Below are 22,666 nucleotides of genomic sequence, written 5' to 3'. Positions count from 1 at the left end.
CCGTCGCGGCGGACTCGGCTGCGGCGTCCGCGGCTTCCGCGGCGGCTGCCGCCTCGTCGGCGATCTCGCGGTCCGCATCGGCGCCGGCGCGTCCGGTCCCGGCTACCTCGGGATCCGCGAGCTCGAGCTCCGCGACCTCGGGCCCCGCGCCCTCGGGGTCTGCGACCTCGGGCTCGCTCGCTGCGGCCTCGGCCTCCGGCACCCCGTCCCGGCCGGCCGCCACTCCCCCGTCCTCGGCGGCGACCGCTCCCGGCACGTCGGCAGCGGCAGTCGCGCCGGCGCCGGCAGGTACCGCGGCATCGGCCTCGGCCGCACCCTCAGGTTCCGCGCCCGGGTCGACCGGCTCCCTGTCGTCGAGCTCGCCTGCTCGGCCGGCATCCTCGGTCCCCGCCGCGTCCGCCGCCGCGCCTTCTGCAACCAGGTCGTCCTCGTCGCCGAGCACACCGGCGGCAGCCGCGACGGGCCCGGCATCGCCCACGACCGTGCGCCGGTCGCTCGTCGGGTCGCACCCGGCCTCGTCGACCGGTGCCGCAGCGTCGTCGGACTCGACCCACGCCGGCGGTCTCGCGCCCGACGTCGGCATCGACCTCACGGGGTCGGGAAGCGACACCGGCCTGACCGGGTACCTGCCCGGCACCGGTCACCGCCGCAGCGGGCACGCCCGCACGCGCCGCTCGTGGCGCGGGCTGGGCATCGAGGGCAGCACGGTCCGACGCGCCACGCGCGTTCCGGGCAGCTCGTCGCCGATCTCGGTCGGCGACCACCGCGGCAGCTTCGCCCCGCCCACCGGCGCCGCGGCCGTGTACGCGTCGGCCCAGCGTTCCGCCGCGACCGCCGGCACCGGCGCCTGGACCCCGGGCACGGCTCCGTCGACCGGCGCACCGGTCGCCCAGCGGGCCGAGCTGGCCGGGCCCGGGCACGCCCTGCGCATGATGTCGCCGGTGACCGTCCGCACGGCGGGCGCGGCCGGCACCGGCTCGACCTCGATCCTGTCCGCCTCCGCACCCCTGCGCCGACGGGCCACGGCGACGAGCGCGAGCGCGAGCCCGAGCACGAGCGCTGCAGGCCCAGGCGCCGCGGCCCGAGGAAGCGCGGGCTCGACCGCAGCCTCGACGACCAGCCGTTCCACGATCCCGAACGCCCCCGGCTCGCGGACGGCCGCCGGCTCGTCCTGGTCGAACGGCGTCCCGACGATGAGCCGCGCGGGCGGGTCGGCACCCGGGGTCCCGACCGTCGGCCTCCCGCCGGGCGCAGCGGTCCGCCGCTCGACGTCGGGTGGCAAGCGCGATGCCGGAACGCACTCCACCGCGACCCGTCGCGGGCCCGGCGCCACCGGATGGGCACCGAGCACGGCCGCGACCGGCTGGGCGTCCGCGATCGGCGGCCTCAACGCGCCGCCTCCGCCCCGACCGGCCAGCGGCAGCAACCCGCCGCGGCTGCCGGAGGCGTGGAACGTGCTGCCGCCGCGGACCGTCGTGCGGCGCTCCCCGTCCACGCAAGGGCCGCCCGTGCCGAGCTCGGCAGCCGCGAACGCCCTGGCCACCCGGACCTCCGGGGGCTCGCGCACCGCACCGTCCGCCTCCGGCACACCCGCCGGACCCATGACCTTCGGCGCTCCCGCCGGCACGCCGCACGTCGTGCGACGCTTCTTCGGAGAAGGGGAGGGGGGACGTGACATGAGCACGGACCTCGACTTCGCCCAGTTCGACAACTCGCACGTCGACAAGACGATCGGCGTCGGCGCGCTCGGCAGCCATGACGTCGGCACCGGCGGTCCGGACGCCTGGCTCGATGCCGACGGCTTCCGCTGGGCCGTGATGCGGATCATCGACGAGCGCCTGCGTGAAGAGACCGAGCGCCGCGCGTGGCGTCGAGGGACGGAGGTGTTCTGATGCCCACCCCGCCGCCCGCCGCACCGCCGGCGACCCCGTCGAGCCAGAAGGCGTTCCTGGAGACCGAGGACGGCACACGCGTCTCCTGCCTGTTCAACCCGGCGCAGCTCAAGATCAGCCGGAGCAACACCTGGGCCGGGGCCGCGCTGCCCGGACGTGGTGTGAGCCGCCTGCGCTACACCGGTGCGAACTCGGGCGTCCTGCGGGTGGACCTGTTCTTCGACACCACCGACACGGGCACGGACGTCAGCGTCCACACCGGCAAGATCGTCTCGCTCATGGACGTCGACCCGGCGCTGCCCGGCACCGACGAGTCCAAGCACAGCCAGCGCCCGCCCTACGTGACGTTCCACTGGGGTGACCTCCACTCGTTCAAGGCGGTCATCGCCCAGCTCGAGCTCACCTACACCTACTTCTCGAGCACGGGCATGCCGCTGCGCGCGACGATGGCCCTCGTCCTGCGCCAGTACGAGGAGTCCCAGGCGTTCGGCAAGCAGAACCCGACGTCCGGGACGCCGCGACCGCACCGCGTGCACCGGGTGCAGCCGGGCGAGACGCTCGACCGGATCTCCGCGCAGTACTACGGCGACTCGACCCGGTGGCGCACGCTCGCGTCCGCCAATTCCATCGCCGACCCGCTCGCCCTCAAGCCCGGCGCGCTGCTGACGATCCCGAAGCTCGACTCATGACGAGCCCGATGCTCGAGTCGGACGCCATCGTCCGGATCGATATCAAGTCCGACGGCCAGGCGGTCCCCGAGACCCTCCAGCTCAGGCGGGTCCGCGTGCACCGGGGCCTGCGCACGATCGGCCGTGCCACGCTGACGTACATCGACGACGCCTTCACCGTCGTCGCGTCCGGCAAGTTCAACATCGGCAAGAGCATCTCGATCGAGGCCGGGTACGGCGACAAGACGGACCCCGCGTTCGAGGGCAAGGTCACCTCCGTCACCAGCGAGCTGGACTCGTACGGCGGGCTCAGCCTGACCGTGGTGGTGCAGGACGGCGCCTACGAGCTGCTCCGCAACACCGACGTCGAGTCGTTCACCGACATGTCGCTCAAGGACATCGTGTCTCAGCTCGTGCAGACCGCGGGCCTGAGCCTCGGGACGATCGACCTGCCGACGACCCCTGTGAAGTACGTGCTGCGCAACGACACCGCGCTGGGCATGATCGACGAGATCGCCGAGCGCACCGGGTGCGACTGGAGCATCCTCGGCACCACGTTCTCGATGTGGTCCGCGGCCACCGGGAGCGCACCCGGCGCCCAGCCCGTCTCCATCACGATGGGGATGGACGTCATGTCGTTCTCGGCGCGGCAGGTCGGCGACGGCGCCACCTCGGTCACCGTGCGCGGGTGGGACCCGGTCGCGCAGTCCGCGGTGGTCGGCACCGCCCAGACGCCGACGTCGCGCGCCGGCTTCGACGCGACCACGGGCGGGGGCGCCACGTACACGCGGGTCGACGCCCGGGCGGCGACCACGTCGCAGACGGAGGCCACGACCGCCGCGAAGGCGCTCGCCGCGCGCACCGGACGCGTCACCGCGGAGGGCGAGTGCCAGTACACGGCCCTGCTCGTCCCCGGGGGCCGGCTGACGGTCAACGGCGCCGGCCCGTCGAACGGGAACTACTACATCCGCGAGGTCGACAACACGTGGATGGACGGCAACGCCGTCTCGCGGTTCGTCGCCGGCGACCGCGACCCGGTGCAGCTGTCGGACCCGTGGGAGAAGTCCTCGCCCGTGTCGAGCTTCCGGCGCAGCGGGCTCGCCGTCGGGATCGTCGACAACGTCAAGGACCCGGACGGCGTCGGCCGCGTGCGCGTCTCGCTGAGCACCGCGTCCGACCAGCTCTCCAGCGCGTGGGCGCGCGTGCTCGCCATCGGCGCGGGCGCGAACCGCGGCCAGGTCGTCATCCCCGAGGTCGGCGACGAGGTGCTCATCGGCTTCGAGGACGACGACGTCACGCGCCCGGTGGTGCTCGGGGGCCTCTACGGCAACAAGTCGACGACGCCGACGGCGGGCGCCGTCGACGCCAACGGCGCCGTGGTGACCCGCGCCCTGACGTCGCGCCTCGGGCACACGCTGACCATGAGCGACGGCACGACGCCCGCCACCCAGCACGTGCAGCTGGCCCTGGCCGGGCTCGAGCACTCGCTGCGGATCGGCAAGGACCGCGCCGACCTCAAGGTTCCCGCCGGCGTCCCGCTGAAGATCGCCGTGGGGTCGTCGTCCATCGAGTTCGACGGCAACGGCGCCATCACGATCGACGCCACCAAGATCACGATCAAGGCCACGACGAAGGTCGCGATCAGCGGCGCGGACGTCGAGGCGACCGCGACCACCGGGCTCAAGCTGCAGGGCACGCAAGCCTCGCTCAGGGGCACCGGGATGGCGACGGTCGAGGCGAGCGGCGTCCTCGAGGTCAAGGGGGCGATGGTGAAGATCAATTGAGCGAGGTCACCACCACCGGCGCGCAGACGCCGGACTTCGTCGGCCGAGGCTTCGCCTGGCCGATGGGAGTGGATCACACGGGCTCCATCGCGCTCACGGCCCAGGGCGGTGACCTGGAGGACTCGATCCGCATGGTCCTGCTCACGGCGCCCGGCGAGCGGCTCATGCGACCGCAGTTCGGCTGCCGCATCTGGGACCTGCTGTTCGAACCCGTCAACGCCAACCTGATCGGCCTGATCAGCCAGGCCGTGCGCGACGCGCTCGCGCAGTGGGAGCCGCGGATCGAGGTCGACGAGGTGACGCCCGTGCAGGACGACACCAGCTCCGGCCTGGTCCGGATCGGCATCGCCTACCGGATCCGCGCGACCAACGACCGGCGCAACCTGGTCTACCCCTTCTACGTGATCCCCCGCGAGGACGTCTGATGCCGCTCGACCCGCCGAACCTCGACGACCGCACCTTCCAGGACATCGTCGACGAGACCAAGCGCCTGATCCCCCGGTTCACACCGGAGTGGACCAACCACAACGTCTCGGACCCCGGCGTCGCGCTGATCGAGCTGTTCGCCTGGGTCAGCGAGATGGTGCTGTACCGCGTGAACCAGGTGCCCGACCGCATGTACGTCGAGTTCCTCAACCTGGTGGGCATCGAGCCCTTCCCGCCGGCCGTGGCGCACACCGACCTCACGTTCTGGCTGTCCGCACCGGCCGAGCGCATCGTGCGCGTGCCCACCGGCACCGAGGTGTCCACCGCGCTCGGCGACGCCGACGCCATCGTGTTCAGCACGTCGGCCGAGGGTGTCGTCGGCCCCCCGAAGCTCGTCGCGGCCTACACGTCCGACGCCGAGCTCGTTGCGACGAACGACGTCTGGGACGACCTGACGCTCCCCGGCCAGTCGGCCAAGTGCTTCCCGTCCGACCCGCTGGTGGAGGGCGACGCGCTCTACCTGGGCACCCGTGAGTCCCTCGCGGGCTACGCGGTGCGCCTCGACCTCGCGGCGCGCGCCGAGGGCATCGGCGTCGACCCGCTGAACGCGCCGATCGTCTGGGAGGCGTGGAACGGGGCCGCCTGGGTCCGCGCGCTCGTCGAGTCCGACGGCACCGGCGGCCTGAACAAGCCCGGCTCGGTGGTGCTCCTGGTGCCCGAGCAGCACGAGCCGCTCATGCTCGGCGGCACGCTCGCACACTGGCTGCGCGTCAAGCTGTTGCGGCCCCAGCCGGGTCAGCCGACCTACCAGGCGTCGCCGCGGATCGCGTCCATCGCGCTGCACGCCATCGGCATCACCGTGCCCGCCGAGCACGCCCGCGCCGAGCCCGCCGAGATGCTGGGCCGCTCCACGGGCGTCGCCGGGCAGACCTTCCAGGTGTCGGTCGCGCCCGTGGCCGAGCGGCGTGGCGACGAGCACGTGTTCGTCGTCGACCGTCGGGGCACGCAGGTCTGGACCGAGGTCCCGGACTTCTCCGCGTCCGGAGAGAACGACCTGCACGTCGTCTGGGACTCGAACACCGGCGAGGTGCGGTTCGGGCCGACGATCCGGCACCCCTCCGGCACGATGCGCCAGCACGGCGCGATCCCGCGCGACGGGGCCGAGATCCGGGTGTCCGGGTACCGCACGGGCGGCGGGAACTCGGGGAACGTGGGCGTGCGCACGCTGACGGCGCTGCGCACCGCGCTCCCGTTCATCGCGTCCGTCACCAACCTGGTGCCGGCCAAGGGCGGTGTCGACGCCGAGACCGCCGCCGAGGCCAAGGTCCGCGGCCCGCTGACCCTGCGCACCGGCCAGCGCGCCGTGACCGCGTCGGACTTCGAGGCGATCGCCCGGCAGGCGTCCATCGAGGTCGCCCGCGCCCGCTGCCTGCCCGCGACCCAGACGGGCTCGTCGGTGGTCCGCGTCCTCGTCGTGCCCGCGCTGCGCTCCGACCCGCGCACGCACAAGCTCGACGACTTCGCGCTCCAGCCCGAGCTGTTCGACGCGGTCAAGAAGGCCCTCAACGAGCGCCGGATGGTCGGCGTGCCGCTCGAGCTCGGCACGCCGTTCTACCAGGGCGTGAGCGTCGCCGCGCTGATCAGGACGCTGCCCGGACGCCCCGCCGCGATGGTCCGCCAGCGCGTGGTCGACCAGCTGACCCGGTACGTGCACCCGCTGACCGGCGGCGCCGACGGTGCCGGCTGGCCGTTCGACGCGTCCCTGACGTCGGGCGCCGTGACCCAGGTGATCGAGGCCGTCGAGGGCGTCCTGGCCGTCGACGAGCTCCAGCTGTTCGAGTACGACCTGCGCACCGGGCGACGCATCGGCGGCGGGCGCGAGTCCATCCCGCTGGCCAAGTACGCCCTGTTCCTGTCGGCGGACCACAAGGTGGTCGTGCGATGAGGCGTACGACCCTGAGGAACCCGGCATGAGCCGGCACGACGACTGGCTGCTCAACCAGCTCCCGGCGGGCATGCTCACGGAGGACTTCTTCGTGCGGTTCGTGCGCATCTTCCAGGAGCAGGCCGGCACGCTGCTGGCGCACGCCGACAACCTGCCCTACCTGGCCGACCGCACGATCACACCGCTGGCCATGGTCCGCTGGATGTCGCAGTGGCTCGGCCTGTCCGGCATCGACGACTCGTTCTCCGACCCCGTGCAGCGGCGGATCCTCGCGACCGCGGGGGCCACGCTGCAGTGGCGCGGGACGACGAAGGGCCTGCGCCTGCTGCTCGAGCTGTTCTCGGGCGGCCCGGTGACGGTCAGCGAGGGTGGCGGCGTCTTCGAGCGCGGCACCGCGCCGGTCGGCCCTGCGTGGGTGGTCATGGAGGTACAGTCCACCGGGCTGCTGGAGGAGACCGACTTCCTCCGCCTGGTGCTGGACGAGGTGCCGGCGCACGTGCACGCTGAGATCTGGGTCGGGGAGCGCCGCGCGTGGCCCCTGCCCGAACGCATCGCCGAGGGAGTGGCGTCATGACGGATGTGCTCGGACAGCCGGCCGGGACGCAGGCGGGCGACCCGTCCGACTCGCTCGTCCTCGCGTGCCCCGAGTGCGGCACCGTCTCGGCCGTCCACGCCGACCGCCGCCTCGCCAGCGACTTCTGCCCGACGTGCGACTACCCGCTGTTCTGGGCCCGTCCGTCGTCGGGCGCCGGTCTCGGGGACGGCTCGTCGGACGACGCCCTGCGCCGCGCCCCCGGCGCCTCCGGCAACGCGCTCTCCGCGACGCTCGCCTGCCCGGCGTGCGCCGAGCTCAACGTGCCCGGCGCCCGCAACTGCGTCCGCTGCGGCTCCCTGATGGACCCGCCTCCGCCGCCCCCGGAGCCGCCGCTCCCGGAGCCGGTGCCCGCGCCGGTGATCATCACGCAGACGGTCACGGAGCCCTGCGATCACCCGCCGACGTGGCTCGTCGTGCTCTGCACGGCCATCGTCTCGGTCGGGCTCACCCTGATGTTCGTCTGGATGGTCTGAGGTCCCGACCGCCGGGTGTCACGGCACGACGACGCTGATGTTCGCGCTGTTCGAGTCGGCGTAGACGCCGGAGCCGTTCAGGTTCGCGTGCACCGAGGTCGTGCCGGTCGGCGCGGTCCAGGTGCACGTCGCCGTACCGCCGCTGACGGCCACGTTCCCGCAGCCCCCGATCGGCGTGTTGGTCCCGGTGAAGAACGCGACCGTCCCGGTCGCCGCCGTCGGGGTGACCGTGGCGGTCAGCACGTTGGCGGCGAACGCCACGGTGGTGGTCGTCGGCGTCTGCACCGTGACGGTGATGTTCCCGCTGGTCGACGGGCCCCAGACACCACCGCCCGAGTAGGTCACGCGCAACGTCACGGCGCCGGTCCCCCACGCCGCGTCGGCCACGGCGGTCAGCGTCTGGTTGCTGCCCGTGGCGGTGGCTGACGAGCCGACGTCCGTCCACACGTCGGGACCGGTGGACGTCCGGCGCTGCAGCTGCACGGTCCCGACGTTCGGGTTGCTGCCCGTGGCCGTCACCTGCGTCGTGACCGAGACCGTGGCGCCCGTGCTCACGGTCTGGTTCGCCGGGGAGGCGGACGTGGCACTGCCGCGGCCCGCGACGTCGAGCGTGACCAGCTGGTAGGTGACCCCCGAGGCGACCGCGCCCCCGGAGACGTTCACCGAGAAGCCGCCCGTCGTCGCGCCCGTGACCGTCGCACCCGTGGCAGGCACGAAGACCACGGAGTCGCCGCCACCGACGAACACGACGACATCCGTGCCCGCTCCACCCTGCGTGACGGTGGCGGTCACCGTCGTCGGTGCGCCGGTGGCGGACGTCGTCGCGCGCAGGGCGATCTGGGTCTCGGTGACCGTCACCGCGGCGTTCACGGCGCCCGTACCGGTCGAGGGCACGTTCACCGACCCGGTGGTGGAGCCCAGGTGGCCCGACGGACCGGACACGGTGATCCCCCAGGTGCCGGCCGCCACCTGATTGAACGTCGTGCGGAAGGTGTTCGCGCCGGCCGCCGTGCGGACCACCGGCTGGGCTGCGGGCGGAGCGGTGCCACCGGTCAGAGCGACGAGCGCGCCGGAGAGGTCGGTGCCGTTGGCCGAGGTCACCGTCACGACGACCTGCCGCGTGACGTCCTGCAGCACGAGGTCGACGACGAGACCCTGACCAGGCAGGACGGTGACGGTGCGCGTGGCCCCGAGGCCGTTGTCCGTCGTCGACAGGGTGTAGCTGCCGGGGACGACGGACGGGAACTTGTACTGCCCGTTGGCGTCGGACACGTTCGTCACGGCCGTGCCGCTGGCCGGCGTGAGCGTCACCGTCGCCCCCGTGACGGGGGTCGTGCCGCCGCCCGCGGCCTGGTGCAGGACGACTCCCTGGATCGAGCCGGCGGGCGTCGTGATCGGGACGGTGACCGACTTGGTCTCGCCCGGGGCGACCGCAACCGGGAGCGTGAGCGGGGAGTAGGCGCCACCCGAGATGTTCAGGTTGTACGTCAGCGGCAGGACGTCGTTGAACTCGTAGAGACCGTCGGTGCCCGGGCAGCCGCCGGCCGTGCTCCCGGGCACGCAGCTCGGCGCCAGGGTGACGTTGTTCAGCGCGTCGCGGTAGGTGATCTGCATGGTCAGGCCGTTGACGGGGTTGGCCCCGGCGACCGCGAACACCCGCAGCGCGCCCTTCTGCGCGACCATCTGGATCGGCGCCACCGGGACCTCGAGCGAGGCCGGGTTCGTGAAGTCCGGGTCCGGGACGGTGGCCGAGCCGGTGCCGTTCGCCTGGCCCGGCGCGGTCGTCGTGATGCTCCACGTGCCGCCGACGAGCCCGTCGTTCACGGTCGTGCCGGTGATCCGGTAGGAGCCGTCGGCGCCGGTCGTCGCGGGGAACGACTGCCCGTTGCGGGTCGCGGTGACCGACGCCCCCGGCAGCGCCTCGGTCCAGCCCGCGGTCAGCTGCGACTCGACGATGCCGTTGAGGGCGCCGAGCTTGACCATCGGCACCTGCTGCGCCTGGACCGCGGTCTGCCCGGGTGAGACGTTCACCGACGAGGTCAGCGCGCGATACCCGGGGGCTCGCACGTCGATGGGGTACGACCCGGTGGGCAGGTCGCCGAAGTCGACGAAGCTGTCGCCCGGGTGGGCCTCGATGCGCTGCGTCACGCCGCCCTGGAGCGTGATCGTCATGATCGTGCCCTGGACGGGTGTCGTGAAGTCCTGCGCGGTGATCGCGGACACCCGCAGGAAGCCGAACCGCTTCAACGTGAACGTGATCGGGTCCATGGCCTGGCCGGGCTGGACGACGAAGGAGATCTCCGCGGTGTCGTAGCCGGGCAGGGAGGCGGCCACCGTGTACGAGCCGGGGCGGATGAGCCGGGCGCCGTTGAGCGCGGGGTCGGTGCCTTGGGCGGAGTCGGACCACACGACCGTCGGGACGGTGCCGACCATCCGTGCGGTCAGCGACAGCTGCCCGACGCCGGGCGGTGCGGCGCGGACGTCGAAGCGCACCTTGTCGAGCGTCGTCGTGGTGTCGGCCAGGCTCAGGGTCGGGTCGAAGGCGACCGAGCCCTTGAACGACGTGCCCAGCGGCGACAGCGTGATCGTCTGCAGCGCGCTGGTCGGCACGTCGGTGGCCGAGTACGCCTGGTAGCCGTTCGCGGTCACGCGCACGTCGACCCGCGCCTCGACGAGTGCGAGGTTGGTCGCCGAGCCGTCGGTCGGGCAGCCCGTCGTCGTGGTGCAGACCGTGAAGTCGCCGTTGCTCGTCGTCGTCGCGGGCGGCGTGCTCGTGGTCCGCAGCGGCGAGAGCCCGTTGAACCCGGTGGTCCCCGTGACCTCGACGTGCGCTCCGCCGACGGGCGACGAGACGCCGGACGACAGCTGGCTCACGACGCGTCCGGCCACGTTGGAGACCGGCGTGGTGATGACGAGCTGAGCGGAGACCTCCTGGTTCAGCCCGACCGTGATGTTGGCGAGGGAGGCGCCCGGGCTGCCGTTCGAGGGATTGGCCGTGACGGTGTAGACGCCCTGCGCCAACCCACGCACCTGTGCCAGCCCGCTCGCGTTCGTCGTCGGCGGTGTCGGTGGGGTCAGCTGCGCGGCCGGGCTGGTGACGATCGTCGCGTTCTGCTCCGGCAGGACCTGCGACGTGCCGTCGGAGCGCATCACGGTCACCGACAGCACACCGAGCCGGTCGAGGATGGCGTCGAACCGTCGCGACGACCCCGGCACCAGCGCGACCGTCCCGCGCTCGGGTGCGATGTACTCGCTGTTCGCCGGCGGGACGACCCAGACGTCGTAGGTGCCGGAGGTCAGTCGGTTGACGCTGTAGGACCCGTTGATCCCGATGAAGCTGCACGCGGCACCAGTGACGACGCACCGGGTCGCATCGGCCGGGTCGGGTCCGCACGGAGCGGTCGGCCGGGTCGATCCCGGTCCGGGCACGGCGATCACGCAGGTGGTGCTCGGCACCGCGCCGACATGCGCCTGGACCGTGCCGACGACGGACGGGGACTGCTCGAGCGCGACGGTCGTGGCCTCGACCACCTGTCCCATGGGCACGGTGACGTTGACGTGACCGGGTTCGTAGCCCGGGGCGGCGATCGTGAGGCGGTAGAGGCCGGGCAGGAGGCCCGACGAGAGCGCCGGGTTGGGGAACTGGTAGTCGGTGTCCGGGTCGGCGCGCACCTCGATGGGGGTCGTCGTACCCGTCTCGTCCTTGGTGACGCCCGTGACCGTGACCTCGCAGGTCTCGCCGGGGAAGATGTTCGGGCAGGTGATCTGACCGCCGGTCGACGCGTCGCGCACCCCGCCGCGGATGAACGACGTGGCGGTGAGGCCACCGCCCGGCGTCGGGACGAGGACGAGGTCCGCCGTCGCCGATCCGCCGCTGACGACGGCGACCTGGGTGGACGCGGGGTCGTGCGCGAACACCACGGCCGTGAGCACGTACTGGCCGGGCGCGATCCCGCTGAACCGGAACGTGCCCGTGGCGTCGGACGCGGACATCGTCTTGTAGGTCCCTGCCGGTCCGTCCAGGACGAGCCCGGCCCCGGCCACACCCGTGCCGTCCGGCTCGGTCACCGTGCCCTGGACCGTGCCGCCGGTGCTGGTCATCGAGATGTCGAGCGGGGAGACGCCGGCGGACGTGAGGTCGATCTGCCGCGTCTGGGTGGCGTAGCCGTCGCCCGAGATCGTCAGCGTGTACGACGCCGGGACGGGCAGGTCCGGCAGGACGAACGTCCCGGCGCGGTCACCGGTGACGGTCGTCGCGGTGCGCGTGTTCTCCCCGGCGGTCGCGGTGACGGTCAGGCCGCCCAGCCCGCCGAACCCGCCGAGCGAGTCGATACCGCGGACCGTCCCGGACAGCGTGGCGACCCCGGGTCGCAGGGCCAGGTTGACCGTGCGTGTGGCCGCCGCGCCGAGGGTCACCAGTGCCGACTCCGCGCCGAGCTTTTCGCCGCTCGCCGTGACCAGGTAGGTGCTCGGGGTCGAGAGGCCGTCGACCTCCCAGTAGCCGACCCGTCCGCTCGTCGCGCTGCGTGTGGTGACGGTCGTGGTCCCGTCGGACAGGGTCACCTCGACGCCGCCGACGGCGCCCGACGGGCCGCTGATCAGGCCGGACATGGTGCCCTTGCCCGGGACCATCGCGACCTTCATCGACGCGGCCGCGGCCTGGGCGCCCGTGACGAGGAACCGCTGCGTCTGGAAGCCGGGCTTGGCCAGCACGATCAGGTAGCGCGCAGTGGGCGACAGGTCGGCGAACGCCCACGTGCCGTCCTCCTGGGTGGTCGTGCTGCGGCGCTGGGAGATCTCGTCCGTGCGCTCGACGGGCAGGCTGGTGCCCAGGACCTTGCCGGCGCTGGACGGCTCCCTCTTGGCGACCACCCGGTCCGCCAGTGCGGCGGCCAGTGCACGCTCCGGGTGCACGAGCGTCGCCACCGAACCCTCCAGGCCCGAGGCCGTCGACGGCGGGGTCGTCGTGTCGTCCGCCGGRGGCGCTGCCAGGGCGGACGCCGGCTGGACGGCGACCGTGACGCCGGCCGGGGCCGAGCCGGTCACGATGCCGGAGACCCGGACGCCGGGAGCCGCGTCCGCGTCACCGGTCCCGGGCGCCGTCCCGGCGTCKCCGTCGCCGTCGCCCTGGGTCCCGCCCCCGCCCTGGGTACCGTCCGTGCCCGTCGTCGGCGGCTGGCTCGGGGCGGTCGCGGTCTTGTCGCTCTTGTCCGACGAGAACTGGTCCGACACCCACGGCAGCACGGCCAGGACGCCGGCGATCCACAGCACGGCCACCATCGTCACGGCGACGAAGCGCAGCAGCGCGGGCGTGAGCACGGCGCGCAGCGACACGGTCCCGTCGAACCGCTGGGGCGCCCGGGCCCCGGTCGCGGTGACGTGGAACGCGGTCCGGCGCGCGTGTCCGACGAACTTCGGGCGCCTGGCCCGCACGCTGCCGGGGATGCGGACGGTCTGGTGCGGCCCGATGTCGAGGTCCCCGTCGCCGAGGTCGACGTCGAGCTCGGGGTCGGACGTGGCGTCGAGGCGGACGCGGACGGGCTGGTCGCCGGTGTTGGCCAGGACGACCTGGACCTTGCGGCGCCGCAGCGCCTGGGAGTCGGCCGGCTCGACGGTCAGGACCAGGTCGCTGACGCCGTCGACGCGCAGCGAGCCGTCGGCGAGCGTGGTGGCCGCCGGGACACCGGGCGCGTGGCGCGCCTCGACCGTGACGACGAAGGGGTAGTCACCGGCGGCGGCACCGACGGGCGGCGTGAGCGTCAGCTCGACGGTGGCGGTCGCGTCCGCGGGGACGTTCGGGACGGCGACCGGGATGGGCAGCCAGGACCCCTCGAGACCGACGGCCGAGACGGTGAAGTCCTGCGTCGTGCCGGAGATGTTGCGCGCGTGCACCCGCAGGACGGCGGCCTGTCCGGCGGACGCGTGCGAGCCCGGCTCGACGAGCACGCTCGGCGAGCCCTGCGCGGTGCGTTGCGGGGCGACGGCCACGGCCGGGTCCTTTCGAGGGTTCTTGATGATTGTCGGCTTGTCACGGGCCCGGGCTGAGGTTCGAGGTCAGTTCGTGACCTGTGAATCTGCGGCTGTCACGGTGGCGTGATGTCGAGGGTGACCTCGAGCTGCTCGCTCGCCGCGATCGTCACGGGCGGGGACGTCACGAGCACCGACCCGTTGGGCGAGCTGCGGACCTCGAGGATGTAGTGCTCGGGGGCGTCCACGTCGTCCAGCTGGTACAGCCCCTCCTCGTCGGTCGTCGTCGTGGCGACCGGCGGCGCGGCCGTCCCGTACTGCGAGGCGAGGTACAGCGCGACGGTGCGCCCGGCGGCAGGGACCTCCTGGTTCGTCGTCACCCGGCCGAAGATCCGCGCCGGCGCCACGAGCACCGGGCTGAGGATCTTGTCCTGCGACGCGGACAGGATCACGATCGTCGACGTCGGCCTCGTGCCGGCGCGCGAGAAGGTCACCGTGTACGTCCCGGGCGGCAGGGCCTCGACGATGTACCGGCCCACCTGCGACGTGGGCGTCGACGCGGTGGTCACCGTGCGCTGCGTGATCCCGGAGCTGACGGTCACGGTGACGTTGCCGACGGGGACGGCCGTGCCGGTGGTGCCGGCCTGGCTGACGACGCCCGAGATGCTCGCGTCGGCGGCCCGCATGGTCGCGTTGACCTGGGTCGCGCTCGGCGCCCCGGACGTCACGTTGCCGAACCCGTCGACACCCACCGAGAGCACCTGCGACTCGAGGTCGGCGCGCGAGAACGTGACCGTGTAGGTGCTCGGCACGCGCAGGCCCGTGACCTCCCAGTGCCCCGCCGGCGCCGTGGACTGGGTGACGGTCTGGGCAGTGACCGCACCGTCGGTGACCGTCACCGTGACGCCGGCCGGGTTGCCGCCCGGGACCGAGACCTGACCCGCCAGGGTCGCCTGGTCACGACCGAGCACCACGGAGACCCCGGTGAGCTGCTGCGCGGCGGTGAGCGTGAGGTTGAGCGTCGCCGGCGAGTAGCCGTCGGCCGACACGACGACCGTGTAGGTGCCGGGCGTCGGCAGCCCGCGCAGCACGAACGAGCCCACCGCGTCCTGCGTGAGGGAGACGGTCTCGACCGTGATCTGCCCGGTCGTCGCGACGACGGTCGCGCCGCCCACGGGCCCGTCGAACCCGGAGACCGTCCCGGCGATCGACCCGTCGCCGGTCAGCAGCGACAGCACGACGCCCGTGCGGTCCTCGCCGGCGCCGACGTCCACGCGCTGGACCGTGCTGGCGAACCCGGCCTTGGAGACGACCAGGTCGTAGAGCGCCGGCGACGGCAGACCCTCGACCTGGAACGTCCCGTCGGCCCCGATGGGGACGGTGCGAACCACGGCACCCGAGCCGACGGGCGGCGGGGCCTCGTCGGGCTCGGGCGTCACCGAACCGGCGAGCGGCGGGCTGTCGAGCGGCATCTCGACGGTCAGCGTCGCGCCCGCGACGTCGTCGCCGACCACGGTCCCCGCGATCGTCGCAGGCACGCCACCGACGACGACGGTGAGCCCGGAGACGGTCTGGCCCGCGGTCACGGTGATCGCCGTCGCGTCCGCCTGGGTGGCCGACGCGGCGTACCAGACCTCCGTCAGGCCGGCGCCGGTGACGCGCAGCGTGTACTCCCCCGCCGGGAGGCGCAGGATCGAGAACGTCCCGTCGTTCACGGTCGCGGTGGTGACGAACGGGTCCGACGGGTCGTCCGAGGTGAACAGGGCGACGCTGACGTTGGGCACGGGCGCGCCGGTCGACAGGTCGATCACCGTGCCGCTGATCGCGCTGGTGCCCGTCTGCGCCGCGGCCTGCCGGGCCTGCGCCACCTGCAGCGCGAGGTCGCGGTCCGCGGCCGAGCGGCCGACCACCGAGCTGAGCGCCAGGGTGATGATCACCGCGAAGAGCGTGAGCGCGAGCAGCAGGCCGAGCAGGCCGAGCAGCCCGCGCGAGAGCCGGGACTTCTGGATGAAGACGCCCGCGGCGGCCGGAGGTGCCTCCGGCGACGCCGGCGTCGCGGTGCTGTCGACGCGCAGCTCGAACGGCCGCAGGATCGGGTCGCCGACCCACGGGCGCTTCGCCGACGTCTCCAGCGCGACCGACGCACTCTCGCCGGGCGACAGGCTGAACGTGGGCGGGGCGAACGTGTAGGTGGTCTTGGCCTCGGGGTCAGTGGCGACGAGGCTGCCGTGCTGGACGGTGTTGCCCTCGTTGAGGACGAGCACGGTGAACGCGGCGGCCTTGCCGGCGGTGACGGTGGTCGGTTCGAGCTTCACCGAGGTCCGCGGCTGCGCGGGGACGTCGAGCGTGACGTCCTCGATGGCGATCGCCGCCTCGTCGGTGACGTCGCGCACCTGGATGGCCACGCGCCGCTCGCCCGCCGGCACCCCGACCGGCAGCGTGATCATCACGGCGACCGACACCGACTCGCCGGGGAACAGGCGCGGCGACGGGTCCTCGATCTCCACCCACGACGGGTCCGCGCCCAGCACCCGCAGCACGTACCCGGCGATGACGTCGGACGCGTTGGTGACCACGACGCCCAGCAGGGTCGGGATGCCGGGGGTCGCGGTCGCGCGCTGGGGCTCGACGTTCAGGCGCATGGGTCAGGGACCACCGATCGGCAGGTCCTGGGTCGCGACTGCACCCGACCTGATGGTCACCACGGCCGTCGAGACGACGGCACCGCCTGTCGTCACCGAGAGCGTGTACGTGCCGGCCGGCAGGTCGGCCAGCAGGTACGTGCCGGCGCCGAGCGGACCGGCCGCGGTCGAGGTGGTCGACCGCGTGATCACGCCGTCGGTCGCCTGGACGGTCGCCGAGGCCACGCCCACGCCGTTCTGGTCGGTCACCCGACCCGTCACCGACCCGAGCGCCGACGACAGCGTGACCGTCACGGGTGCGGTCGGTCCGGACTCGGTGAGCGTCACCGGCACGCTCGCCGGCGTGTAGCCGGTCTTGGTGAACGTCAACGTGACCGACCCGGGGTTCAGGCCCGTGAGCGTGAACGTGCCGACCGCTCCGGAGGTCAGCGTGGTGGTGCTGAGCGTGGTCGCGGAACCGCCGGCGGTGACGGTGACGCCTCCCAGCCCGGCGCCCGAGGAGTCCAGCACCGTGCCCGTCACCACGCCGGCGCCGCCGGACATGACGATGTTCAGGTCGCCGCGGATCTCCCCGGCGCGCAGGTCCACCACCACGGTGCGGGTGCTGAAGCCGACCTTGGTGAACGTCAGGACGTAGGTGGCCGGGGTCGGCAGGTTCGGCAGCACGAACTGGCCCACCTGCCCGACGGTCGGGGTGCCGACGACGAGCTCCTTGCCGTTCGAGGTCGTGCTCACCTGCACGCCGCCGAGCGGGCTGCGGCCGTCGGTGACCATCCCCGAGATCTGCCCCGTGCCGGCACCGAGCCGCACGTCGAGAGAGAACCGGTTCTGCCCGCCGAGCACGCGCTCGGTGACCGTGGAGGGCTGGTACCCCTCGGCGACGAAGCTGAGCTCGTAGGTACCCGGCGCCGGCAGGCCGCTGAACACGTACGCGCCGGAGGCGTCGGCCGTCGTCGTGTAGACCGTCGCGGGGTCCGCGCCGTCCCACGCCGGCTTCGCGGTCACCGTGACCGCGACGACGCCGGGCGCCTCGCCCGTGTCCACGTTCCCGTTGATCGACGCCGGCAGCCCGGTGATCGGCATGTTCACGCCGGCCTTCACCTGCTGGGCGGGCGCGCTGACCGGCGTGGAGCCCTGCGGGGTCGTCGAGCCGCCGTAGTACGCGGTCTCGTAGCCGTCGGCGCTGACCCGGATGATGTAGCTGCCGGGGAACACGCCCGCCATCGAGTAGGTGCCGTCGGCCTGCGTCGCCGCCGACGAGACCACGACGAGCCCCTCGGTCGGCGACTCGCGCAGCGCGTCGACCGTGATCCGTCCGACGCCCTGGTCGTCGGACGCACCCGTGACCACGCCGGTGATCGTCGCGCCGACGCCGGCCGGCACCGGCCCGTCCTTGGCCAGCGCGCCCGCGGGCGGACCGTTGGGGCTCTCGTCGGTCCCGGTCGTCCCGTCCTCGCTGACGGTGGCCGCGAAGAACGACGCCGGCGCGACCTTGGTGAACGGGTCCGTGCCGAACACCTGCTGCATGCCGAGCAGGAACGCGAGCGCCCAGGCGGCCAGGATCGCGAGCAGGATCAGCGCGGTGAGCAGCCCGCGGCTGATAGTCGAGCGCTGGCGCAGGACGAGCTCGACCTCGGCCTGCGTGTCCGTGGCCAGCGCGGCGACCTTGAGCGGCCGGTCGCGGTCCGAGCCGAGCAGCTGGCGCGGCCCCTTGACCAGGACGGTGCTGGACGCGGATGCACCCGGCACGACCGAGAGCGTCGACGGGGTCAGGGTGGTGCGCAGCGTGCGGTCGCTGTCGACCGCGCGCAGGGCGACGTCGAGCGGCACGTTCCCGTCGTTGCGGACGTCGACCGTGAACGCCGCGCGGCCTCGCGTGCGCACGCGCGACGGCGTCGCCGTGAGCGCGAGGTGGGGGTGCGGCGGAACGACGAGGTCGAGGTCGTGGAACGCCTCGGTCGCACCCGGCGCGCTGCCGGTGATCACCAGCGTCACGGGGTAGGTGCCGGCGGGGAACGCCTCCGGCAGCGCGAGCGTCATGGTCAGCGCCCCGGACGCCTCCGGGAACAGGGCGAGCGCGGTCGGCTCGGAGCGGAAGAGGTCGTCGGGAAGCCCGATCACCCGGACCGAGAGCGACTCGATGACCGCCGAGGTGTTGATGACCTCGAGGGGCACGACGCCACTCCCGCCGGGCGGCACGTCGAGCCGCTCGACCGTGCTGCTGACTCTCACGGACGCAGGCCCGCCGGCATGGGGACGGCCGTGCCGACGACGGAGGTGACCTGCGGTGCCTCGGTCTCCCAGTCGTAGGCGTCCGCCGCGACGGTCACCAGGAGCGTGAACGAGGCCTTGAGCGTCCCGCCCAGGCCGCCCCAGACGTCGCGCGGCCGCACCTTCTCGTCCTCGGCGAGCGAGAGCTGGACCGAGGACTGCAGGGTCGGGGAGGCGTGCTGGGCGGGCAGGACCTGGTGCGCGAGCAGGCGGGTCAGCGCGTCACCGAGCAGCAGGTGCTCGTCACGGGTCGACCCGGCCCACGCGCTGACCATGTACGACAGCTCGACCATCGGCAGAGCGTGACGTCGCTCGGCGACCCCTGCGGCGTTCGTCCGCAGCGCGGGACCACGGTTCGGCTGGCTGCTGCGCGAGACCCCGTACAGGAAGAGGTTGACGGTCAGGCGGTTGACCTGCGCCGACCACGTGGTGCTGGGCGAGTCGAACGAGATGTCCCCCTGCTCGACCGGCAGCGGGAGCGTGCTGCGCAGGAGCTTCTCCAGACCGTCCTCGACCGCTGGGATCAGCACGCACTGCCTCCTCGAGCGATTGCGGGTATCGGGCGTGCAGGAACCGGTTCACGCCCACGTGCTCTCGCGCGCGCGACCCTGCGCCCGGATACCGGCAGGACATCCGCAGGCTATGCAGGGCGGCCTGCGGGGAGCATCGGTAATCGCTACCGATGTTGATCCTGTGCGGGTGCGGGGGTCAGCCCTCGAGGGTCTTCATGGCCCCCGGGTTGAGGATCTGGATCACCCCGCCGAAGGCGCAGTTGCACATCGCGCCCATGGTGAGCGCCGGTTTCCCGCCGATCAGCGTCTGGGCCGCCGGCGGCGCCCACGGTGCGACGACCGTCGGCATGCACGGCATCGGCGTCAGCACCCCGAGGGCCGCCGCCGTCGCCGCCGCCACGGTCGGGTTGGCCAGGCTGGTGCACATGCCGAAGGGCGGGATGTTGGCCCCCGGCAGGATGTCGGTGATCGTCGCCGCCGGCTTGCCCTCGATCAGCACTCGGCTGATGGGGATGACGTTGAGCGTGGACGGTGCCAGCCCGAAGCTGCACTGCAGGGTCGCGGTCGCGACCGCGGCGGGCTTGCCCATGGTTCCTCCTCGCTACATGCCGGAGTCGGCGACGGACTTCGTGAGCGTCTGGCCGGTGGTCGTGACGAAGCAGATCACCGTCGAGTCGCTGTCCTGCTGCCAGCTGCGCGCCGACGGCACCAGGTACGTGAAGAACAGGCTCGAGTCGCGGTAGTCGACGCCCACGTAGCCCTGGAACTCCTCGGCGCACGAGCCGTCGGCGAAGGACTTCAGCGCGGCGTCGCCGGGGAAGGTGTCGGGCGTCTTGTCGGTGCCCGGGTCGGTGTAGGTGAGCAGCGCGTACGACTCCTGCTGGTGCGGCGTCTCGCACGTCACGCGGTTCAGGTCGGTCAGCTCGACCGTGATCTCCTCGGGTGCGAGGAAGCAGTCGCCGATCTTGACGTCGAACACGGAGGTCGAGGTCGCCTTGTCGTCGTTCCGGTCGAAGAACGAGCACCCCGAGACGGCGAGCGCCACGACGACCGCGAGCACGCCGAGGCTCGCCGAGCGCCTCACGAGCGACACCACGCACGGACCTCCACCCTGCGAGCGGTCAGGGGCGACCGCGGGTGCAGCCTAACCAGCAGCCCTGGGCGCCCCCATCCGTAGTCGCTGCGCAACTTCGGCCCGATCGCGCGACGCATGGCAGGATCGCGGGATGACGACGGAGCAGGCAGCGCCTCAGGGGGCGCCCGACGTGACGAGCAACGCCGACGAGACCCGGCTGTGGGTCGAGCGCACGGGCGTGCGCCGCTACACCGGGCGGAACTCGCGGGGCGCCGAGGTGCTCATCGGCAGCGTCGGCGACGAGGCCGCGTTCAGCCCCGGGGAGCTGCTGAAGATCGCGCTCGCCGGCTGCAGCGGGCTCGCGTCCGACTCGGCGCTACGGCACCGGCTCGGCGACGACGTCGACGTGACCATCAACGTGTCGGGCATGAGCGACGACGACGAGGACCGCTACCCCGCGTTCCTCGAGGAGCTCGTCGTGGACCTCAGCGCGCTCGACGCGACCGCCCGCGAGCGCCTGCTGACGGTCGTGCACCGCGCGATCGAGTCGCACTGCACCGTCGGGCGCACGCTCGAGGCCGGCGCGACCGTGCAGCTGACCGTCACCGGGGAGCGCTGAGCGCATGCCGGGCGTCGTCGACGCGGCTCTCGCCAAGGCGGTGACCATCCCGTCCTCGACCATCCACGCCCACGTGGCGTCCCTGCGCCGACGCAACCCCGAGGCGAAGCCGGAGCAGATCATCCGGCTGCTCGAGAAGGAGTACCTGCGGGTCGTGCAGAGCACCGGCGGTGCGGTCGGCGCCGTCGCAGCGGCGCCCGCGGTCGGCACCGGCGTCGCCCTCGCCCTCACCGCCAGCGACATCGCCACGTTCTTCGGTGCCTCCGCGGCGTTCGCACTGGCCGTCGCGTCCGTGCACGGCATCGAGGTCGAGGACGCGGACCGGCGCACCGCCCTGCTGCTGACCACGATCCTCGGCGAGAACAAGGCCGTGATCGTCGCCGACGGGGCCGAGCTGACCTCGGTGAGCGTCGCGCGCGCCCTGCTGACGCGGATGCCGATGGCCACGGTGCGCAAGGTGAACACCACCATGACCCGCCGGTTCGTCCGCACGCAGGTGGGCAAGCAGACCGGCTTGGCGATCGGCCGCATCATCCCGTTCGGCATCGGCATCGTCATCGGTGTGGCCGGTGCCCGCGGGCTCGGGCGCACGGTGATCGACGGCGCGCGCAAGGCCTTCGGGCCCCCGCCCGCCCAGTTCGCGCGCGTGTTCGAGATCGCGGGTCCCGACGACGTGCCGCTGATACTCCCGGCGCAGCGCCGCCTGCCGTCCGGGCTGCGCGGTCGCAAGGCCCGCCGCGCCCTGACCGCCGTCCCGGACCAGTCCCCGGCGCCGTCGGCCGAGGACCTCTAGCTCACCACCGCTGGTGCACGAGGGGCCTGATCCGTCCGTCGTACACGCCACGCAGCCCGTCCAGGGTCTCCTCGTCGATCCGGGGCTGCTCGGCCGCCGCGGCGTTGGCCCGCGCCTGCTCCGGGCTGCGCGCGCCGGGGATCACCGTCGAGACGCCCGGCTGGTCGACGACCCACCGCAGGGCCAGCTGCGCGGTCGTGGATCCCGGGGGCGTCAGCGACGCCACCTCGCGCGCGGCCTGGACACCGACCTCGAACGGCACGCCGGCGAACGTCTCCCCCACGTCGAAGGCGTCGCCGTTGCGGTTGTACGAGCGGTGGTCGTCGGCGGCGAACTGCGTGTGCTCGTCGTACTTGCCGCTCAGCAGCCCGCTGGCCAGGGGGACGCGCGCGATGATGCCGACGCCGTGCCGCACGGCGAGCGGCAGCACCTCCTCCAGCGGCTTGCGACGGAACACGTTGAGGATGATCTGCACCGTCGCCACGTGCGGCCGGACGATCGCGTCGAGCGCCTCGTCGACGGTCTCCACCGAGACCCCGTACGCCGCGATCCGCCCCTCCTGCACGAGGGTGTCCAGGGCGTCATAGGTGGACTCGCGGCGGTAGACCTCGCTCGGCGGGCAGTGCAGCTGGACCAGGTCGAGCGTCTCGACACCGAGGTTCGCCCGCGAGCGGTCCGTCCAGGCGCGGAAGGCGTCGAGCGTGTAGGCGTCGGCGGTGTGCGGGTCGGCACGGCGGCCCATCTTCGTCGCGACGGTCAGGTCGTCCGCGGCCGACCCGGACTCGGCGCGGAACCGGCCGATCAGCCGTTCGGAGCGGCCGTCGCCGTAGACGTCGGCGGTGTCGAGGAACGTCACGCCCGCGTCGACGGCGGCGGAGAGGACCCCGAGGGCCACGTCGTCGTCGACGGACCCCCAGTCCGCACCCAGCTGCCAGCACCCCAGGCCGACCACGCCGACCGACCGACCCGTACGCCCCAGCTGCCTGCTCTCCATGCCGCCGACG

Annotated in this window: 16 protein-coding genes and 1 pseudogene; 9 read left to right on the top strand and 8 right to left on the bottom strand. The window is 73.1% G+C overall.

Going from position 1 to position 22,666, the window contains the following annotated elements:
* Nucleotides 1–478: pseudogene (locus AC1DZC_RS19175) on the bottom strand (hypothetical protein); the annotation flags it as partial.
* A 4-nt stretch (nucleotides 479–482) separates the two neighbouring features.
* On the opposite strand from AC1DZC_RS19175, the gene AC1DZC_RS19170 reads away from it, so the two are divergent.
* From AC1DZC_RS19170 to AC1DZC_RS19140, 7 genes are read left to right on the top strand one after another with little or no spacing between them, the layout of a single operon-like run.
* Entirely contained in the window at nucleotides 483–1,892 is a 1,410-nt protein-coding gene (locus AC1DZC_RS19170) for a hypothetical protein (RefSeq protein WP_477044366.1), read from the top strand.
* Entirely contained in the window at nucleotides 1,892–2,581 is a 690-nt protein-coding gene (locus tag AC1DZC_RS19165) for a CIS tube protein (protein ID WP_477040301.1), read from the top strand. Before AC1DZC_RS19170 ends, AC1DZC_RS19165 begins: the two co-directional genes overlap by 1 nt.
* Complete coding sequence (locus AC1DZC_RS19160) at nucleotides 2,578–4,344, top strand: phage baseplate assembly protein V (RefSeq protein WP_477044365.1); 1,767 nt, start codon at nucleotides 2,578–2,580, stop codon at nucleotides 4,342–4,344. The genes AC1DZC_RS19165 and AC1DZC_RS19160 overlap by 4 nt, the downstream gene beginning before the upstream one ends.
* The gene (locus tag AC1DZC_RS19155) at nucleotides 4,341–4,769 is read left to right on the top strand and encodes a GPW/gp25 family protein (RefSeq protein WP_477040303.1); all 429 of its coding nucleotides are present in this window, start codon (nucleotides 4,341–4,343) and stop codon (nucleotides 4,767–4,769) included. The genes AC1DZC_RS19160 and AC1DZC_RS19155 overlap by 4 nt, the downstream gene beginning before the upstream one ends.
* Nucleotides 4,769–6,715: a putative baseplate assembly protein gene (locus AC1DZC_RS19150; protein ID WP_477044364.1), complete on the top strand. Its 1,947-nt coding sequence runs from the start codon at nucleotides 4,769–4,771 to the stop codon at nucleotides 6,713–6,715. Before AC1DZC_RS19155 ends, AC1DZC_RS19150 begins: the two co-directional genes overlap by 1 nt.
* A 25-nt stretch (nucleotides 6,716–6,740) precedes the next feature.
* On the top strand, nucleotides 6,741–7,289 hold the full coding sequence (locus tag AC1DZC_RS19145; RefSeq protein WP_477040305.1) for a phage tail protein: 549 nt from the start codon (nucleotides 6,741–6,743) through the stop codon (nucleotides 7,287–7,289).
* Complete coding sequence (locus AC1DZC_RS19140) at nucleotides 7,286–7,783, top strand: hypothetical protein (RefSeq protein WP_477040306.1); 498 nt, start codon at nucleotides 7,286–7,288, stop codon at nucleotides 7,781–7,783. Before AC1DZC_RS19145 ends, AC1DZC_RS19140 begins: the two co-directional genes overlap by 4 nt.
* An 18-nt stretch (nucleotides 7,784–7,801) precedes the next feature.
* Here AC1DZC_RS19140 and AC1DZC_RS19135 read toward each other — a convergent pair whose 3' ends face one another.
* From AC1DZC_RS19135 to AC1DZC_RS19110, 6 genes are all read right to left on the bottom strand, one after another.
* Nucleotides 7,802–13,771 (bottom strand): carboxypeptidase regulatory-like domain-containing protein, encoded by a 5,970-nt coding sequence (locus AC1DZC_RS19135; protein ID WP_477044363.1) that lies wholly within the window; start codon nucleotides 13,769–13,771, stop codon nucleotides 7,802–7,804.
* Between the two features lie 95 nt (nucleotides 13,772–13,866).
* The gene (locus AC1DZC_RS19130) at nucleotides 13,867–16,392 is read right to left on the bottom strand and encodes a carboxypeptidase regulatory-like domain-containing protein (protein ID WP_477044362.1); all 2,526 of its coding nucleotides are present in this window, start codon (nucleotides 16,390–16,392) and stop codon (nucleotides 13,867–13,869) included.
* 3 nt (nucleotides 16,393–16,395) lie between these two features.
* Nucleotides 16,396–18,624, bottom strand: a complete 2,229-nt coding sequence (locus tag AC1DZC_RS19125) for a carboxypeptidase regulatory-like domain-containing protein (RefSeq protein WP_477044361.1) — start codon at nucleotides 18,622–18,624, stop codon at nucleotides 16,396–16,398.
* Nucleotides 18,621–19,193: a Pvc16 family protein gene (locus AC1DZC_RS19120; RefSeq protein WP_477044360.1), complete on the bottom strand. Its 573-nt coding sequence runs from the start codon at nucleotides 19,191–19,193 to the stop codon at nucleotides 18,621–18,623. Before AC1DZC_RS19120 ends, AC1DZC_RS19125 begins: the two co-directional genes overlap by 4 nt.
* A 178-nt stretch (nucleotides 19,194–19,371) precedes the next feature.
* Nucleotides 19,372–19,764, bottom strand: coding sequence for a DUF4280 domain-containing protein (locus AC1DZC_RS19115; protein ID WP_477040311.1), 393 nt, complete (start codon nucleotides 19,762–19,764; stop codon nucleotides 19,372–19,374).
* 12 nt (nucleotides 19,765–19,776) lie between these two features.
* Entirely contained in the window at nucleotides 19,777–20,259 is a 483-nt protein-coding gene (locus AC1DZC_RS19110; RefSeq protein WP_477044359.1) for a septum formation family protein, read from the bottom strand.
* A gap of 142 nt (nucleotides 20,260–20,401) precedes the next feature.
* On the opposite strand from AC1DZC_RS19110, the gene AC1DZC_RS19105 reads away from it, so the two are divergent.
* Together AC1DZC_RS19105 and AC1DZC_RS19100 are read left to right on the top strand one after the other, a co-directional pair.
* On the top strand, nucleotides 20,402–20,869 hold the full coding sequence (locus AC1DZC_RS19105; RefSeq protein WP_477040313.1) for an OsmC family protein: 468 nt from the start codon (nucleotides 20,402–20,404) through the stop codon (nucleotides 20,867–20,869).
* 4 nt (nucleotides 20,870–20,873) lie between these two features.
* Complete coding sequence (locus tag AC1DZC_RS19100; RefSeq protein ID WP_477044358.1) at nucleotides 20,874–21,662, top strand: hypothetical protein; 789 nt, start codon at nucleotides 20,874–20,876, stop codon at nucleotides 21,660–21,662.
* A gap of 1 nt (nucleotide 21,663) precedes the next feature.
* Here AC1DZC_RS19100 and AC1DZC_RS19095 read toward each other — a convergent pair whose 3' ends face one another.
* Nucleotides 21,664–22,656, bottom strand: a complete 993-nt coding sequence (locus AC1DZC_RS19095; RefSeq protein WP_477044357.1) for an aldo/keto reductase — start codon at nucleotides 22,654–22,656, stop codon at nucleotides 21,664–21,666.
* Between the last annotated feature and the right edge of the window lie 10 nt (nucleotides 22,657–22,666).

The organism is Cellulomonas sp. P2_B4 (genome assembly GCF_056404795.1).
Note: the sequence above shows the minus strand (reverse complement) of the source record. Positions and strands in the feature narration are given on the sequence as shown.

Excerpts from the sequence above, each read along its gene's own strand:
- AC1DZC_RS19145 (WP_477040305.1), top strand. The coding sequence starts at position 6,741 with ATGAGCCGGCACGACGACTGGCTGCTCAACCAGCTCCCGGCGGGCATG.
- AC1DZC_RS19105 (WP_477040313.1), top strand. The coding sequence starts at position 20,402 with ATGACGACGGAGCAGGCAGCGCCTCAGGGGGCGCCCGACGTGACGAGC.
- AC1DZC_RS19150 (WP_477044364.1), top strand. The coding sequence starts at position 4,769 with ATGCCGCTCGACCCGCCGAACCTCGACGACCGCACCTTCCAGGACATC.
- AC1DZC_RS19100 (WP_477044358.1), top strand. The coding sequence starts at position 20,874 with ATGCCGGGCGTCGTCGACGCGGCTCTCGCCAAGGCGGTGACCATCCCG.
- AC1DZC_RS19165 (WP_477040301.1), top strand. The coding sequence starts at position 1,892 with ATGCCCACCCCGCCGCCCGCCGCACCGCCGGCGACCCCGTCGAGCCAG.
- AC1DZC_RS19160 (WP_477044365.1), top strand. The coding sequence starts at position 2,578 with ATGACGAGCCCGATGCTCGAGTCGGACGCCATCGTCCGGATCGATATC.
- AC1DZC_RS19095 (WP_477044357.1), bottom strand. The coding sequence starts at position 22,656 with ATGGAGAGCAGGCAGCTGGGGCGTACGGGTCGGTCGGTCGGCGTGGTC.
- AC1DZC_RS19130 (WP_477044362.1), bottom strand. The coding sequence starts at position 16,392 with ATGCGCCTGAACGTCGAGCCCCAGCGCGCGACCGCGACCCCCGGCATC.
- AC1DZC_RS19140 (WP_477040306.1), top strand. The coding sequence starts at position 7,286 with ATGACGGATGTGCTCGGACAGCCGGCCGGGACGCAGGCGGGCGACCCG.
- AC1DZC_RS19115 (WP_477040311.1), bottom strand. The coding sequence starts at position 19,764 with ATGGGCAAGCCCGCCGCGGTCGCGACCGCGACCCTGCAGTGCAGCTTC.